The sequence below is a fragment of the Nocardia sp. NPDC059229 genome (assembly GCF_042754165.1).
Taxonomy (GTDB): Bacteria; Actinomycetota; Actinomycetes; order Mycobacteriales; family Mycobacteriaceae; genus Nocardia.
In genome coordinates, this window is the sequence record NZ_JBHZAK010000001.1 from 399460 (window position 1) to 415089 (window position 15630).

Annotated in this window: 14 protein-coding genes; 7 read left to right on the forward strand and 7 right to left on the reverse strand. The window is 68.6% G+C overall.

The genetic code is table 11. From position 1 onward, the window contains the following. Nucleotides 1–1125, reverse strand: coding sequence for an SDR family oxidoreductase (locus ACFXHE_RS01905; protein WP_379378843.1), 1125 nt, complete (start codon nt 1123–1125; stop codon nt 1–3). Here ACFXHE_RS01905 and ACFXHE_RS01910 point away from each other — a divergent pair. After that, entirely contained in the window at nt 1085–2536 is a 1452-nt protein-coding gene (locus tag ACFXHE_RS01910) for a DUF1254 domain-containing protein (RefSeq protein ID WP_379378845.1), read from the forward strand. The genes ACFXHE_RS01905 and ACFXHE_RS01910 overlap by 41 nt on opposite strands. 89 nt (nt 2537–2625) lie before the next feature. On the opposite strand, the gene ACFXHE_RS01915 is transcribed toward ACFXHE_RS01910, so the two are convergent. The 3 genes from ACFXHE_RS01915 to ACFXHE_RS01925 are packed head-to-tail and all read right to left on the reverse strand — an operon-like array spanning nt 2626 to nt 6038. Further along, the gene (locus ACFXHE_RS01915) at nt 2626–3738 is read right to left on the reverse strand and encodes an alcohol dehydrogenase catalytic domain-containing protein (RefSeq protein ID WP_379378847.1); all 1113 of its coding nucleotides are present in this window, start codon (nt 3736–3738) and stop codon (nt 2626–2628) included. After that, nucleotides 3738–4862, reverse strand: a complete 1125-nt coding sequence (locus ACFXHE_RS01920; protein WP_379378848.1) for an acyl-CoA dehydrogenase family protein — start codon at nt 4860–4862, stop codon at nt 3738–3740. Before ACFXHE_RS01920 ends, ACFXHE_RS01915 begins: the two co-directional genes overlap by 1 nt. A 9-nt stretch (nt 4863–4871) precedes the next feature. Continuing rightward, complete coding sequence (locus ACFXHE_RS01925; RefSeq protein WP_379378850.1) at nt 4872–6038, reverse strand: acyl-CoA dehydrogenase family protein; 1167 nt, start codon at nt 6036–6038, stop codon at nt 4872–4874. Between the two features lie 127 nt (nt 6039–6165). Here ACFXHE_RS01925 and ACFXHE_RS01930 point away from each other — a divergent pair, with 127 nt between their 5' ends. Together ACFXHE_RS01930 and ACFXHE_RS01935 are read left to right on the forward strand one after the other, a co-directional pair. Continuing rightward, entirely contained in the window at nt 6166–7119 is a 954-nt protein-coding gene (locus ACFXHE_RS01930; protein WP_379378852.1) for a patatin family protein, read from the forward strand. Beyond that, nucleotides 7116–7700: a QsdR family transcriptional regulator gene (locus tag ACFXHE_RS01935; RefSeq protein ID WP_354835528.1), complete on the forward strand. Its 585-nt coding sequence runs from the start codon at nt 7116–7118 to the stop codon at nt 7698–7700. The genes ACFXHE_RS01930 and ACFXHE_RS01935 overlap by 4 nt, the downstream gene beginning before the upstream one ends. A 31-nt stretch (nt 7701–7731) precedes the next feature. Here ACFXHE_RS01935 and ACFXHE_RS01940 read toward each other — a convergent pair whose 3' ends face one another. Further along, on the reverse strand, nt 7732–8886 hold the full coding sequence (locus ACFXHE_RS01940) for an alkaline phosphatase family protein (RefSeq protein ID WP_379378854.1): 1155 nt from the start codon (nt 8884–8886) through the stop codon (nt 7732–7734). A gap of 37 nt (nt 8887–8923) precedes the next feature. Between ACFXHE_RS01940 and ACFXHE_RS01945 the strand changes: the two genes are divergently transcribed. Further along, nucleotides 8924–9526 carry a GNAT family N-acetyltransferase gene (locus ACFXHE_RS01945; RefSeq protein WP_379378856.1) on the forward strand — a complete coding sequence of 201 codons (603 nt, stop codon included), beginning with the start codon at nt 8924–8926 and terminating at the stop codon, nt 9524–9526. A 293-nt stretch (nt 9527–9819) separates the two neighbouring features. Here the strand turns inward: ACFXHE_RS01945 and ACFXHE_RS01950 are convergent, their stop codons facing one another. Further along, nucleotides 9820–12159 (reverse strand): heavy metal translocating P-type ATPase, encoded by a 2340-nt coding sequence (locus ACFXHE_RS01950; protein ID WP_379378858.1) that lies wholly within the window; start codon nt 12157–12159, stop codon nt 9820–9822. Between the two features lie 136 nt (nt 12160–12295). Further along, nucleotides 12296–12589 (reverse strand): hypothetical protein, encoded by a 294-nt coding sequence (locus tag ACFXHE_RS01955; protein ID WP_379378860.1) that lies wholly within the window; start codon nt 12587–12589, stop codon nt 12296–12298. A gap of 209 nt (nt 12590–12798) precedes the next feature. On the opposite strand from ACFXHE_RS01955, the gene ACFXHE_RS01960 reads away from it, so the two are divergent. Genes ACFXHE_RS01960 through ACFXHE_RS01970 form a run of 3 tightly spaced genes read left to right on the forward strand, consistent with a single transcriptional unit; the run spans nt 12799 to nt 15539 of the window. Beyond that, the gene (locus tag ACFXHE_RS01960; protein WP_379378862.1) at nt 12799–13152 is read left to right on the forward strand and encodes a YciI family protein; all 354 of its coding nucleotides are present in this window, start codon (nt 12799–12801) and stop codon (nt 13150–13152) included. Continuing rightward, nucleotides 13149–14381 (forward strand): RNA polymerase sigma factor, encoded by a 1233-nt coding sequence (locus tag ACFXHE_RS01965; RefSeq protein ID WP_379378864.1) that lies wholly within the window; start codon nt 13149–13151, stop codon nt 14379–14381. The genes ACFXHE_RS01960 and ACFXHE_RS01965 overlap by 4 nt, the downstream gene beginning before the upstream one ends. Before the next feature lie 42 nt (nt 14382–14423). After that, entirely contained in the window at nt 14424–15539 is a 1116-nt protein-coding gene (locus ACFXHE_RS01970; protein WP_379378866.1) for an alpha/beta hydrolase family protein, read from the forward strand. The last annotated feature ends 91 nt before the right edge of the window (nt 15540–15630 follow it).

The following is a 15630-nucleotide window of genomic DNA, read 5'->3' on the forward strand; positions in this document are numbered from 1 at the left end:
TCAGAACATCGCGCCGTTGGCCCGGATCGTCTGTCCGGAGACCCAGCCCGCCTCGGCGCTGACCAGCCACCCGACCAACGGTGCGGTGTCGGTGGGGAGCCCGAGACGCCCGTGCGGATTGTGCAGTGCCGCGGCCGCAATGGATTCGGGCGTCTCCGCGCTGCGGAAGAAGTCGTCGTCGACCGGACCGGGCGCGACGGCATTGACCGTGATACCGCGCTCACCCAACTCCTTGGCCGCGGCGACCACCATCCGCTCGACGGCTGCCTTCGATCCCGAATACAGCCCGTAGGTGCCGGTCATGATCGAGGTGAGCGTGGTGGACAACACGACATAGCGACCATTGTCGGCAATGTTCCGGGCCGTGGCGCGCAACGTATTGAACGCGGTCCGGGTATTGCGCACGATCAGCTGATCGAAGTCGTCGTCGGTGGTGTCGGCGATCGGCTTCTTGATGACCCGGCCCGGCACGTGCACGACGATATCCAGCTTGCCGTGGCGCGCAACGATATCCGCGAACAGTGCGTCGACCTCCGCGGCCGAGGTGGCGTCGGAGCGGACCGCTTCCACTGTCGCGCCGAATGTCTCGAGCGTCGCGAGCGTTGCCTTGGCGGCCTGCTCGTCCCCCTGATAGGTGACGATCGTGGTGGCACCGCGCCCAGCGATGTTCTTGGCGAATTCCGCACCCTGATTCCGAGTGCCGCCGATGATCAGAGCGACCTTGCCCTCGAGGTCCCGCATGACTTGCGACATCAGTCGAATCCCTTTTCTCTCTTCGGTTTCGAACCTCTGCCATTCTGTCGAGAACCCCACGCCAGGCCCAGGACCGATCGCGTCACCCGGGTAACCGACTACGCCAAGCGGACCGGGGTCGGCCAGTCCCCGCAACTGCTGATCGCTGCCTGATTGCTGATTGCTGTTGAGATTCCAGTTCGAGAACGTCATCTGGCAGGACAAGACTTGAAATGAGGTCTTTTCCTCTAAATTACGCACTTCGACCCCACCGCTCGATACGCTCGCTGAGAGTTTGCTGTCAATCAGTCGACTCGAGCTGCGTTCGAAAATACCCAACCAGGAGGATGCGGTGATCAGTAGTTCGAAAACCCGGTGGGCCTGGGCGGCCATGGCGACGGGCCTCGTGGCCGCAGTCGCGGTGGCGTCCGCCGCCTGCTCGAAGAATTCGTCGGAGTCGTCATCGACGACGTCGCCCTCGTCCGCGCCGAGCGCCGATGATCTGGCGGTGCAGGCATACGCCTACACCTATCCGCTGGTGTCGGTCGAGGTGACACGGAGGCAGTCGACGAACCTTCCCGCGGCCGATCCGTCGACAGGCAGGGCGCCGATGAATCAGCTGGCGCCCCTGCACTTCCTGCCCGATGCGAAGTTCACCAGCGTGGTGCGCCCCAATGTCGACACCCTCTACACCTCGATGTTCTTCGACGTATCCCAGGAACCGCTCGTGGTGAGCGTGCCCGATATGGGCGGGCGGTACCACTTGTTCCCGATCCTGGACATGTGGAGCAATGTCGATGCTGCCCCGGGCCCCCGCACGCTGGGGGATGTGCACGGTTACCAGTTCGCGATCGTCGGCCCGAACTTCCACGGCAGCCTGCCCGAGGGCGTGCACGAATACCGTCTGCCCACCGATTCCGGCTGGATGATCGGCCGCATCGAAGTCGACGGCCCCGAGGACGTTCCCAATGTGATCGCCATCCAGAACCAGATGACGGCGGCCCCGCTCAGCGCCCGCGACACCGCGTACACGCCGCCGCAGAACATCGATCCGCACCCGGACTGGCCCAAGGATCAGGAGGTCGCCCAATACATTCACAATCTGACCCCGCAGCAGTACTGGGACCTGTACTACTCGGCCTTGTCGCACAACGAGACTCGCCCCGATGACAAGGCTCTGCTCGACAAGCTGGCCGCGATCGGCTGGGCGCCGGACAAGAAGCTCGACCTGTCCACACTGTCCGAGACCGAGCGCACCCGCTGGGAGCAGGCCTGGCCCAAGGCGCTTTCACAGATCGAAGCCATTCCGGACAAGAACGAGGTCAACGGCTGGAAGATCACGCGCAGCGATATCGGTGACTACGGCACCGATTACGCCACCCGCGCCATGATCGCCTACGCGGGTCTGGGCGCCAATCTGCCCCAGGACGCGATCTACCCGTCCAGTGGCGTCGACGACAAGAAGACCCAGTTGAATGCGGACAACACCTATGTTCTGCACTTCGCCGCCGACCAGATCCCACCGGTCAAGGGCTTCTGGTCGCTGACCATGTACGACCAGCGTGGCTTCTTCGTCGACAACCCGTTGAACCGCTACGCGGTGCGCGGCGAACGCCTGACCAAGAGCTCGGATGGGTCGGTCGACATCTATGTTCAGCGCGAGAACCCGGGCCCGGAAAAGGAAGCCAACTGGCTTCCGGCCCCCGCGTCGGGTGATTTCAACCTGATGCTGCGCACCTATTGGCCCGATCAGAAGATCATCGACGGCAGCTGGAATCCGCCGGCGGTGACTCGGACCAACTGACATTCGACGTCGGAACCGGGCGAAGACCCGGCGAGAGGTTGGCTCGCCGGGTCTTCGCTGTCTTTCACTGCGGTGCAGCCACTCTCGATTCAGGAATGGTCGAACACGATGATCTGGCGAACCGCTGCTCCATCGGCCAGGAGATCCAACGCTTCATTGATCTCCTCCAGCCCGATTCGAGAGGTGATCAATTTCTCCACCGGTAGCCGCCCTTCCCGCCACATCTGTTCGTAGCGCGGAATATCCCGGGCCGGCACCGCGGAACCCAGGTAGCTGCCGACGATGGTGCGGGCCTCGGCGGTGATGCTCAGCGGCGGCAGGGTCACCGTCGAATTGGGCCCGGGCAGCCCGACCGTGATGGTCATGCCGCCGGGTTCGGTTGCCGTATAGGCGGTTTCGAATGCGGCCGGATGCCCGGCACACTCCACCACGTACCGCGCCCGGATCCCCTGGTCGGCGATCTGCTCCGGCGTGTACGTCTCGGTGGCCCCGAGCTCCTTCGCCATGCCGAGTTTGTCCGGCAGCCGATCCACCGCGATGAGCCGTTCCACGCCAATGGCATTCGCGGTCAGCAGGGCGGCCATCCCGACGCCGCCGAGCCCGACCACCATGAGGCTGTCCTGCGGACGCGGATCGGCCACGTTCAGCACCGCCCCGCCGCCGGTCAGCACCGCGCACCCGAACAGTGCCGCGATCTCCGGCGGCACCGAGTTGCCGACCGGCACCAGGGAGGCCCGGTCCACCACGGCGTGTGTGGCGAAGCCGGAGACGCCCAGATGATGCCGCACCCGGTCGCCGCCGCGCGACAGGTGCCCGGCATGGTGCAGCAGTTCACCGGCGGTATTGGCGCGGGTGCCCGCGGTGCAGGGTAGCTGCCCGTCCCGCGCGCACGCGTCGCACTCTTCGCAGCGCGGCAGGAAGGACATGACCACTCGCTGTCCGATGAGCAGATCGGCGACCCGCTCGCCGACCGCCAGCACGGTGCCCGCGGCCTCGTGGCCGAGCAGCATGGGCAGCGGGCGGGGCCGATTGCCGTCCACCACACTCAGATCCGAGTGGCACAGTCCGGCCGCCTCGATGGCGACCAGCACCTCGGTGGGCCCGGGATCGCCGAGTTCGAGCCGGCACACGCTGATCGGCCGCGACTGCGCGTAGGGCCGCGCCCGTCCGATCTCCTCCAGGACCGCGCCGCGAATGTGCATCAGATTTCGACCATCTGGTAATCGGCCACGTACCCGCCGAGGTAGCGCAGGTGGTCGGTGGAGTCACCGAGGGTGTGCTCGATGGCGGTGAGCCGCGCGGTGTAGTGGCCGACGGGGTATTCGTCGGTCATGCCGATGCCGCCGTGCATCTGGATGGCCTCCTGCCCGATGTGCCGGGCGGAGCGCCCGATCCGCAGTTTGGCGCGGGAGGCGACGACCGGATCGACAATGCCGTCGGCCAGCGACATGGACGCGTACATGCTCATGCCGCGGGCCAGTTCCAGTGACACGTACATGTCGGCGGCGCGCTGGGTCAGCGTCTGGAAGGTGCGCAGCGGCACCCCGAACTGCTTGCGCGTCTTCAGGTATTCCGCGGTGAGCCGCAGGGACTCCTCCATCGCGCCGATGGCTTCGGCGCACAGCGCGGCCTGCGCCCCGGCCAGGGCGGCCTGGATGGCGGCGGCGGCATCGACCGGCTCGCCGAGCGGTTCGGCCACCGCGCCGTCGAATGCGATGTCCGCGCCGCGCAGCCCGTCGTGGGTGGCGTAGGCGGTGCGCCGCACGCCCGGATCGGCGGGGTCGACGAGGAACAGCCCGATACCGTCGTCGAGCGCCGCGCTCACGATGAGCAGATCGGCGCAATCACCGTGGGAGACCGGGTGTTTGCGGCCGGCGATGCGCCAGCCGTCCGGCTGCCGCACCGCCTGGGTGGCGGTGTCGGTGGCGGGCCAGCGCAGCCCCGGCTCGCCGTGCGCGAAGGCGAGCTTGAGCTCCCCCTCGGCGATGCGCGGCAGCAGGTCCTTGCGCTGTGCGTCGGCGCCGACGGCGGAGACGAGCCCGCCCGGCAGCAGTGCGCAATCCAGCACGGGTTCGGGGGCCAGGGCGCGGCCGATCTCGGTCATGACCAGCATGGCCTCGATGGGCCCGGCGCCCATGCCGCCGTCCTCCTCGGCGAAAGTCAGTCCGAGCAGGCCGATTTCGGCGAAGGTGGCCCAGATCTCGGTATCCCAGCCGAGTTCGGTGCCGACGATGTCGTTGCGGCGCTCGGGGGTGTAGCCGCGGGACAGCACGTCACGCACGGTGTCGCGCAGCATGTTCTGTTCGGGGGTGAGATCGAAATCCATGGTGCTGCCTCACAGTCCGAGGATCGTCGAGGCGATGATGCCGCGCTGCACCTCGTTGGATCCTCCGTAGATCGATGTCTTGCGATAGTTCAGGTAGGTGGCGGTGCTGCGGCGGGCCCAGTCCGGGTCCGACTCGTCCTCGCGCGCAACGGAATCCGGTCCGGCGATGTCGACCAGTAGTTCGGTGACGGCCTGCTGGAGTTCGGTGCCGCGCAGCTTGAGAATCGAGGAGACCGGGTTGGGCTTGCCGTCGGCCGAGCCCGCGGCCACCCGCAACTGCACCAGTTCCAGTGCCAGCAGCTCGTTTTCGAGCTCGGCGAGGCGGGTCGCGAAGAGCTGATCCTCGAGCAGGGTCTTCTCGCCCAGGCGGGTCTGCTTGGCGTACTCCTTGGCCAGCCACAGTTTCACCTTGGTCTGGCCGACCGCGGCGATGCCGGTGCGCTCGTTGCCGAGCAGGAACTTGGCGTAGGTCCAGCCCTGATTCTCCTCGCCGACAAGCTGATTCGCGGGCACCCGGACGTTCTCCAGGAACACCTCGTTGACCTCGTGGCCGCCGTCGATGAGCTTGATCGGCCGCACGGTCACGCCGGGGGTGTCGAGCGGGAACAGCAACATGGAGATGCCGGCCTGCTTCTTGGGCGCGTCCGGATTGGTGCGCGCCAGGCAGAACATCCAGTCGGCGGACTGGGCGGCGGTGGTCCAGGTCTTCTGTCCGTTGATCACGTAGCTGTCGCCGTCGCGGACCGCGACCGTGCGCAGCCCGGCCAGGTCGGAGCCCGCCTCGGGCTCGGAAAAGCCCTGGCACCACCAGATGTCGAGGTTGGCGGTGGCCGGCAGGAAGCGTTCCTTGAGCTCCTGGGAACCGAAGTGCGCGATGACCGGGCCGATCATATTGGTGTTGAAGGTCAGCGGTTCGGGCACCGAGGCCAGCTGCATCTCGTCGTGCCAGAGGTGGCGCTGGATGGGGGTCCAATCCTTGCCGCCCCATTCCACCGGCCAGTTCGGGGTGGCCAGCCCGTGCGCGTTGAGGATGCGCTGGGTGGTGACGATGTCGTCCTTGCTCAGTTCCTGCCCGTGCCGCTGCCGGTTGCGGATGTCGGCCGGGATCTCGCTCCGATAGAACGCGCGCAGCTCGTCGCGGAAGGCGAGCTCGTCGTCGGTGAGCGCTAGTTGCATGCGTTGACCTCCAGGTTCATGGCTACCCACGCCATCGCCGGATATGATACACAGAGACACCATTGTCTCAAATAGGGTCGTATACTCGAACGGCCGCGCACACCACCGACAGCCAAGGGAGCCATCCGTGCCCGACCACGACCGCACACTCGGCGTCGGCGAGCTCATCGCCCACCGGCATCGCGAGGGCAGCGCGCCCGGGCAGCGCACGGACTCACATCGGCTGGCCCTCGTCATCGAGGGCGGCTCCTCGCGCGGCGCGTACTCGCACGGCATGGCCATGGCCATCGAGGAATTGGGCATCCTGCCCTGCTTCGACGCGGTGTACGGGGCGTCGGCGGGCGCGTTGAACGCCGAATGGCTGCTGTGCGGGCGCGCGGTGGATTCGCGGCGGGCCTGGAATCCCGAGGTGATCAGTCGCGTGATCAATCCGGCCCGGGCCCTGCGCGGCGGCCGCGTGGTCGATACCGAGTACCTGGTGCACACCGTGTACGAGCGCATCGTGCCCATGGATTTCCCTGCGATCCTGGCCAATTCGATCACCTTCCACCCCATCGCCACCGATGCCGACACCGGCGCGGCCGTCGATCTGCATCCGGAGCTCAGCGATGTGCGCTCGGTACAGACGGCGCTGCGGGCCTCGGCCTGCCTGCCGATCCTGGCCGGGCGGCCGGTGCGGATCGGCGCGCGCCGGTACGTCGATGCCGGGCTCTCCGAATCCGTCCCGGTGCGAACGGCATTGACGCAGGGCGCGACCCGCGTCCTGGTGCTGCGCACCCGCCGCGCCGGCGAAACCATGCGTCCCCCTTCGGGTCTGGAATCCCGGGTGGTGGCCCGCTTCCTGTCCCGGCACGCGCCGGGGACGGTCGGACCGTGGCTCGATCGGGTCCAGCGACACCACAGCGACGAGCGGGACTTCGACTCCGATCCGGCCGTGCTGCAGATCCGCCCGCCGCACAGCGCACCCGATATCGGGCGCATCGACCGCGATCCCGGGGTGCTCCAGCAGGCCCTCACCCTGGGGCGGGTGGCCACCGCCCGCACACTGTCGGCATACCTGGCCCCTAAGCTGTCCGCGTGACACGCGCGGAGGGAACCAGAGCACCGGGCCGGCCCGCCTCGGCCAGCCGGGACGATGTGCTCGAGGCCGCCATCGCCGTGTTCCTGAGCGGAAAACGGGTGGACGTCAATGCCATTGCCGCCCAGCTGGGGGTGGGGCGCGCGAGCATCTACCGTTGGTTCGGATCCCGGGACGGCCTGCTGGGCGCGGCCGTGGCGCGGCAGCTGGAGCGGGTCGTGGCCCATGCCGATCGCCGCTCCCGCGGGGCGGGCGGTGAGCGGCTCACCGCGGCACTCAACCGGACCATCGATCTGCTGGTCGAGAACGACGCGCTGCGTTCGTATTTCGACAATGAATCGACCGCGGCCCTGCGCCTGATCACCCGCGGTGACGGGATCGTGCACCAGACCGCGGTGGCCCTGGTGGAGCGGTTCATCGAGCGCGCCGAATCCGAGGGCTACCAGCCTCCCATCGAGCGCGACACCCTGGCCTACGCCCTGGTCCGGCTGTGGGAGGCGTTCCTCTACAACGACGCCGTGGCCGGCTTCCGCGGCGATGTGGACCGCCTGCGCAAGGTCCAGACCGCGCTACTGCGCACCTGAGTGCTGCAGCGAACGCCGCACCCACTCGAAATCAGGGTGTGACGATGAGGGGGACGAGCTGCTCGGCCGAGGTGCGGGCGCCGTGGTGGCCCACGAGGGCGGACTCCAGGGGCTCGAGGGCCGGGCGGACCAGGACCGCGGCACCCTCGGCGACGGCGATGAGATCGCCGATGCGGGAGGCGATCACCGGTATGGGCGGGGTCGGGCCGAACCAGTGCTCGTCGAGCGCCTGCTCGCGGGTCACGACCGTTGCGTGCGTGGACAGTTCGGCGGTCCACGCGGAGTGGGCGTCGGCCAGGGCTTCGGGGCGGTCGAGGTAGATGTGGCGGACCCGCGCCTCGCCGCCGATCAGCCGGACATCGCGATGCAGCGCGGGCCGCGCGTCCAGATCGACGACGGTGTCCACGTGGATCATTCCGTGATCGCCGGTGATCAGCACCGTACAGGTGGAGGGGAGCTCGGCGAACAGGCCGGCGAGGCAGGCGTCGATATCGCGGAGCACGGCCAGCCACTGCGGCGATTCGGGTCCGTACAGGTGACCGTTCGCATCGAGATCGGGGAAGTAGGCGTAGGCGAAGCGGGAGTTCGTGCCGGAATGCCGTGCGACAGCGAGGATTCCAGCGCGCAGCTCGTCGAGGGTGGTGGCCGGGCGCAGGGTGCCCGGCGCGCGGAAGGCGGCCCGGGTCAGACCGGAGGTGCGCTGGTAGGCGGGGATCACGTAGTGCAGCTCGACGCCGTGGGCGGCGAGGTCCTCCAGGCGGCTGGTGTGCGGCTGCACCGACTCCGGCGGGTACGCGTCGCGGGCGTCCTCGCCGGTCGCGCTGTCGAGACTCCAGCGCAGCGCATTCAGCAGGCGGAGACGGTCGCGGTCGGGCAGGGCGAAGCTGTAGCCGATGATGCCGTGTGTCGCACAGGGCGCGCCGAGGGCGAGGCTGGCGAGACTGGTCGCGGTGGTGGCGGGAAAGCCCGCGGTGAGGGTGGTGCGGACGTGCGCGGCCAGGGTGGGCGCGCTGTCGGCGTGGCGGGCGAGAAGTTCCGCGCCGAGGCCGTCGATCAGCAGCACCACCACATCCCGGTTGGGTGCGAGGGCCAGCGGACTGCGCTGGTCGAGCCCGAAGGACGCGGCGACGGACGGCAGGACGTCGGCGAGCGTGGCCGGCGACGTCCCCGAGGGTGAACTGGCCATTCGCCGACTCTATTGATCTCGGCGCGATAATTCACCGGTGTTCGAATCCGCCGACTTCTCGATCAAGCCCACCCTGACCGGCGCGAAAGTTCTCCTGCGGCCGTTCATTCCCGAAGACCTCGACGCCATCCTCGCGGCCCTGCGTGATCCCGACGTCCGCAGGCTGACCGGCAGCGTCCACGAGGAGTCCACCGAGCCCGTGCCGGAGGATCCGGCCGAGCGCGAGCGCTTGCGCGACTGGTACGCCACGCGCGAAACCCAGCCGGACCGCCTCGATTTGGCCATTGCCGACATCACGACCGGCCGCTGCGTCGGGGAAGCCGTCCTCAATCGGTGGGATCCCGGCAATGGCAGCTGCAACTTCCGCATCCTGATCGGCCCCGATGGCCAGGGCCGCGGGCTGGGCACCGAGGCGACGCGGCTGATCGTCGGCTACGGGTTCGAGAAGCTCGGCCTGCACCGAATCTCCCTGGAGGTCTATGCCTTCAACCCACGCGCTCGCAGTGCCTACGAGAAGGCCGGCTTCCGTCCCGAGGGCGTCCTGCGCGAATCCCTGCGCTACGGCGACGAGTGGATCGACGCGACCGTCATGTCCATCCTGTCCCGCGAATGGGCCGAGCACCGCGGCCATCCCGCATGACCCTGCCCGCATACGCGAAAACCGCCTCCGAGGAGGCGGTTTCGTGCGTTGTGGGGCGAATCAGGCCAGGCCCCACGCCTTCAGGAGGTAGGTGATGTTGGCGGCGATTCCGGTGACGGTGTTGGCCAGGTCGATGGCGGCGGAACCGAGGTTGACGATGGGCATGTTTCAAGTCTTTCGGGCCGGGAACATGGTGCAGTCCCACTGTATTAGTGTCAGCTAACTCCCAGCATCATGAATCGACTCACCCCTCGGCCGAGGTGTAACCCAGCGCACAGCGGTACCGGTGCGGCTCAGTCCCGTTCGGGCAGGCGCAAACGTTTCAGGGACAGGGCGTTCAGGGCCACGATGATGCTGGACCCCGACATGGACATGGCGGCGATCTCCGGTCGCAGCGTGAAGCCGAAGGCAGGCTCGAAGACGCCGGCCGCGATGGGCAGGGCCAGGCTGTTGTAGCCGACCGCCCAGGCCAGGTTCTGATGCATCTTGCGCAGCGTGCCGCGGCCGATGCGCAGCGCGGTGGGGACGTCCAGCGGATCGGAGCGCATGAGGACCACATCGGCGGTCTCGATGGCGACGTCGGTGCCCGCGCCGATGGCGATGCCGAGATCGGCCTGGGCCAGGGCGGGGGCGTCGTTGACGCCGTCGCCGACCATGGCGATCTTCCGTCCGGCGGACTGCAATTCGATGATCTTGGCGGCCTTGTCGCCCGGCAGCACCTCGGCGATGACGGTGTCGATGCCGAGTTCGGCGGCGATGCGCTCGGCGGTCGCCCGGTTGTCGCCGGTCAGCATCACCACTTCGACGCCCATGTCGTGCAGGTCCGCAACGGCTTCGGCGGAGCTCTCGCGCGGCGCGTCGGCAATGCCGATGACGGCGGCGGGCTCGCCGTCGAGGGCGGCCAGCACCGCGGTCTGGCCCGCGCCCGCCACCCGGTCGCGGGCTGCGGCCAGCTCGCCCAGGTCGACGCCCTCGCGGTCGAGCAGGCGGCGATTGCCGATGACCACGCGGCGGCCGTCCACGGTGGCGATCGCGCCGTGACCGGGGACATTCTCGAAGTCCACCGCGCGGGCGTCGGTGGGGCCGTGCTCCTTGGCGTAGCGCACCACGGCGTCGGCCAGCGGGTGCTCGGACTCGCGTTCGACGGCGGCCAGCAGGGGTAGCAGATCGGCCTCGGAAAGCCCGGGGCCGGTGACGATTTCGGTGACCTCCGGCTCGCCCTTGGTGAGGGTGCCGGTCTTGTCCATCACCACGGTCCGGATGCGGGCCGAACTCTCCAGTGCCATCGCGTTCTTGAACAGCACGCCGCGTTTCGCGCCCAGGCCGGTGCCGACCATGATGGCGGTCGGGGTGGCCAGGCCGAGGGCGTCGGGGCAGGTGATGACCACGACCGTGATGGCGAACAGCATGGCCTTGGCGAAGGTGGCCCCGGCCAGCAGCCACACCGCCAGGGTCAGCACACCGCCGATCAAGGCGACCAGCACCAGCCAGAAGGCCGCGCGGTCGGCCAGTCGCTGGCCCGGTGCCTTCGAATTCTGGGCCTGCTGCACCAGATTCACGATCTGCGCCAGCGCGGTGTCAGCGCCCACCTTGGTGGCGCGCACCCGCAGCGTGCCGTTCTCGTTGAGGGTCGCGCCGATGACCGCCGAGCCCGGCTCCTTGTGCACCGGCAGGCTCTCGCCGGTCACCATGGACTCATCGACCTCGCTGGTCCCGTCCTCCACCAGCCCGTCCACCGCGACCTTCGAGCCCGGGCGCACCAGCAGCAGATCGCCGACTTTCACCTCGGCCGTGGGGATTTCGATTTCCTGCCCGTCCCGGATCACCACCGCACGCGGCGGCGCCAGATCCAGCAGCGTGCGAATCGCGTCATTGGCGCCGCCTCTCGCCCGCATCTCGAACCAGTGGCCGAGCAGCACGAAGGTGGCCAGCATGGTCGAGGCCTCGTAGAAGACCTCGCCGCCGCCGGTCAGCGTAATGCCGAGGGAGTACAGCCATCCCGCCCCGATGCCGACCGCGACCAGTACCATCATGTCCAGCGTCCGCGCCTTCAGCGCCGCCCACGCCCCGGTGAAGAAAATGGTCGAGGAGTAGAAGATCACCGGCAGGCTGAGGATCAATTCCCAGATGTCCGAACGCATTCCGAACGGCACCGGCAGATGCCACCCGAACATGTCGGTGGCCATCGGCGACCACAGCATCACCAGCACCGAGAACACGGCGGCCACCACGAACCGGTTCCGCATGTCAGCAGCCATGTCCTCCATGGACATCCCCGCATGCCCGGCATGTGCACCGTGCCCCATCGCGGCATGATCCATCCCCGCATGCGCTGCATGGTCCATACCGGCGTGTGCCGGGGCGGCGGGTTCGGCCATGGGGTCGCAGACATGGTTGGGGACGGATTGGCCGGCGCAGTGCAGGCCGCATTCCTGGACCCAGGTGCGGAGGTCGGCGACGGAGGTGTGGGCGGGGTCGAAGGTGACGGTGGCGGTTTGGGAGACGGGGTTGGGGTCGACGACGAGGACGCCCGGCCGGCGGCCGAGGACCGACTTCACCACGTTCTGCTGGCTGGCCCAGTGCAGGCCCCGGATGTCCAGGACCGTGGTCCGCTGGCCGTTCTGCCGATCCATCTCGCACTCCTCCGCCGACTGGCTCTCACCGCCCTCGACCATATACCCCATAGGGGTAATTGGCAGGGATCCGGCCGGAACGAGCCATCAGGGCGGGCACCGGGCCCGGTGGGGTGCGGGCCCGGACACTCGGGCGTCAGGACATGGGGACGGGTTCGCCGACCTCCACGCGGCCGCCATAGGTCAGGCCCGGGCAGCCGGAGGCGAGTTTCACCGCCGAGTCCAGGTCGTCGGCCTGGACGGCGACATAGCCGGAGAGCCGGTCGGGCGCGGCGGGGTTGTCGCCCAGCATGACGGTCTGGCCCACGCGATTACCGAAATCGGTGACGCGCTCGCCGATCTCGGCGAACCAGTCGGCCCACAGCTGCTCCTGCTCGGGCGTGGCTGCGCGGTTGGGGTCGTTGCGGAAGGCGAGGATGTAGGTGGACATTGTCGTTTCTCCTGTCGGGTGGACGGCCCGGTCGGCCGACTCGTGAATCCGTCGCGCGGTTCCGGCCGGGAATCGACAATCTGGTCGAGAATTTTTTCGCGACCGTGTCGATTTCGCCGCCATCCCGAACGACGGGTTGAGCGACAACGACGTCAGCAGTGACACGGCAACGGAGCCGTGCGATCCACCCCAGCGAAGGGAGCAGTGATATGCCCGAGTACCTGCTGCTGATCCACCAGGACGAACAGACCTGGCTGGCCACGGATCCGGCCGTGCGGCAGCGCACCCTGAACGAGCACCTCGAGTTCATGGCCGCGCACGCCGACCGGCTGCGCGGCGGTAACCGCCTGCGCCCCACCTCGACCGCGACCACGGTCCGGCACGACGAGCACGGCCGCACGGTCATCACCGACGGCGTGTTCGCCGAGACCAAAGAGGTTCTGGGCGGCTACTACCTGGTCGAGGCGGCCGATCTGGACGAGGCCATCCGGATCGCCGTGGACGTACCGTCGCCGTTCGGTTGTGTCGAGGTCCGGCCGATCCACCCGCACGACGAGCCGTGACGACGCCGGAGGTGGCCGCCGCGGTCGCCGACGCGCACCGGCGCGAGTGGGGCTTCGTGCTGGCGGCGACCGTGCGGGTGACCCGCGATATCGATCTCGCCGAAGAGGCTGTCCAGGAGGCGTTCACGCAGGCCCTGCAGACCTGGCCGGAGTCGGGGATCCCGGATCGCCCCGGCGCCTGGCTGACCACGGTGGCCAGGCGGCGCGCCCTGGACGCCCTGCGCCGCGACATCGCGTTCGAGCGCTCGATTCCGCTGCTGGTGGAGGATCCGGCGCCCGACCCGGCCGCCCCGGACTCGGTGGCCGACGATCGGCTGCGGCTCATCTTCATCTGCTGCCACCCGGCCCTGTCGATGGAGGCGCGGGTGGCGCTGACCCTGCGCCTGCTGTGTGGTCTGTCCACTCCGGAGATCGCGCGCGCCTTCCTGGTCGCGGAACCGACCATGGCGGCGCGCATCACGCGGGCCAAGAAGAAGATCGCCGAGGCGCACATCCCCTACCGCCTCCCGTCCGACGAGGAACTGCCCGACCGCGTCGACGCGGTGCTGACCGTGCTGCACCTGCTGTTCACCACCGGCCACACCGCCCCGGCCGGCGCCGAACTGGTCCGCCCCGAGCTGGTGGAGCGCGCCCTCGACCTGGCCCGCATGCTGCGCCTGCTGCTGCCCAACGACCCGGATGTGGCGGGCCTGAACGCGCTGCTGCTGCTCACCGACGCCCGCCGCGGCACCCGCACCGACGAGACCGGACGCTTCCTGCCGCTGGCCGAGCAGGACCGCGCGCACTGGGACCGCCGGGCCATCTCCGAGGGAATAGCCTTGGTGCGCAGATCATTACGCGGTCGTGCGCCGGGCCGCTTCCCGCTCATGGCGGCCATTGCCGCCGTCCACGCCGAGGCCCCCGCCTTCGACGCCACCGACTGGCACGAGATCGCCGGTCTCTACGACCATCTCATCGCCGTCTGGCCCTCCCCCGTCGTCGCCCTCAATCGCGCCGTCGCCCTCGGCCACGCCCACGGCCCGCAGCGCGGCCTGGACGAACTCGACCGCCTGGCCACCGAACCCCAGCTCACCGCCTACCACTACCTCCCCGCCGCCCGCGCCGAATTCCTCACCCGCCTCGGCAGATTCGACGAGGCCCGCCTCGCCTACCAGGAGGCCCTGCTGCTCGCCGAGAACAAGGTCGAAGCGGACTTCCTCACCACCCGCCTGCACGACCTCGGCTCCTGAATCGGATTGCCGCATCGAGCACCGGCGGTTAGATTGCCGCTCATGGGGATCCGCGGGGCAGTGGCACTGGGGGCGATCGCGCTGGTCGTGGGTACCGGCGGCGTGGCCGCGGCGGAGCCCACGGTCGAACGCGAGTCCTTCGCCTTCCAGTTCGGAGATTTCACCGGCTCGGGTGAGCTCGACTTTCCTGCGGGGGCGCGCAATGCGCCTGTGGTGGTGATGATTCCGGGGTCGGGGCCCGAGGATCTCGACGCCGACCAACCGTCCGGCTCCCATATCTTTCTCGATATCGCGGACGACCTGACCAGCCGCGGCTACGCCGTCATGCGCTACAACAAGCGCTATGTGCGCGGCCCCGGCGATGTCGACAGTGCCGACTATTGGACCAAACTCGACCTGAACGACATGCGGGACGACGCCGATCAGGTCCTGCGCGCCGCCGAGCAGGATTCACACGTCGACCCGCACCGTGTCTTCGTCTACGGCTGGAGCGAGGGCAGCACCGTCGCGGCCGCCCTGGCGGCGACCCATCCGGAATTGGCCGGAACCATCTTCCAGGGCCCGGTGGCACTCCCCTGGCGCGTGACCTTCGGCTACCAGGGCGAGCAGGTCTACGCGCCGTACCTCTCGCGGTTCGCGTCGAACGGCCTGCTCGGACCGGATGAACTCGACCGCGCCTTCCACGGCAACGGCGGCCTCATGGCCAAGCTCGCGCTCCGCTTCGCCTGCGTGAACGCCGATGCCGGAGACTTCACCGTCCGCCCGACCTGGGATCTCAACCGAGACGGCAAGCTCGACGTGGACCTCGAGTTTCGCCCCGTCTACCAGTTCTACCTGGAGTCCGCGATGCGCCCCGGCGGCATCTACGACATCTACGACCCGGCCCGCGCCCTCCCCAGCCTCATCGAACAGGCCCCGAAACTGACTGCGCCCGTGCTCATCCTGCAGGGTGTGAACGACGCCAACGTCCCTCCCGCGGGTTCGTCCAGCCTCGACGCCGCCCTGGCCGCCGCCGGCAACCGCGACCACACCCTCCGTCTCTTCCCCGGCCTCGGCCACTCCCTCGGCCCCACCACCGACGTCCTGCACGACAACTTCCAGCCCATCGATCAGTCGGCCCTGAACACCCTGGCGCACTGGCTGGACGCCCACCGATGACCAGCCCGCACGTCTGCCGAACCAGCTGTGCCGGAACGGTTTTCCCGCCATTCACTCCACCCCACCGGATTTCGTCGACCGCCACCGGCAC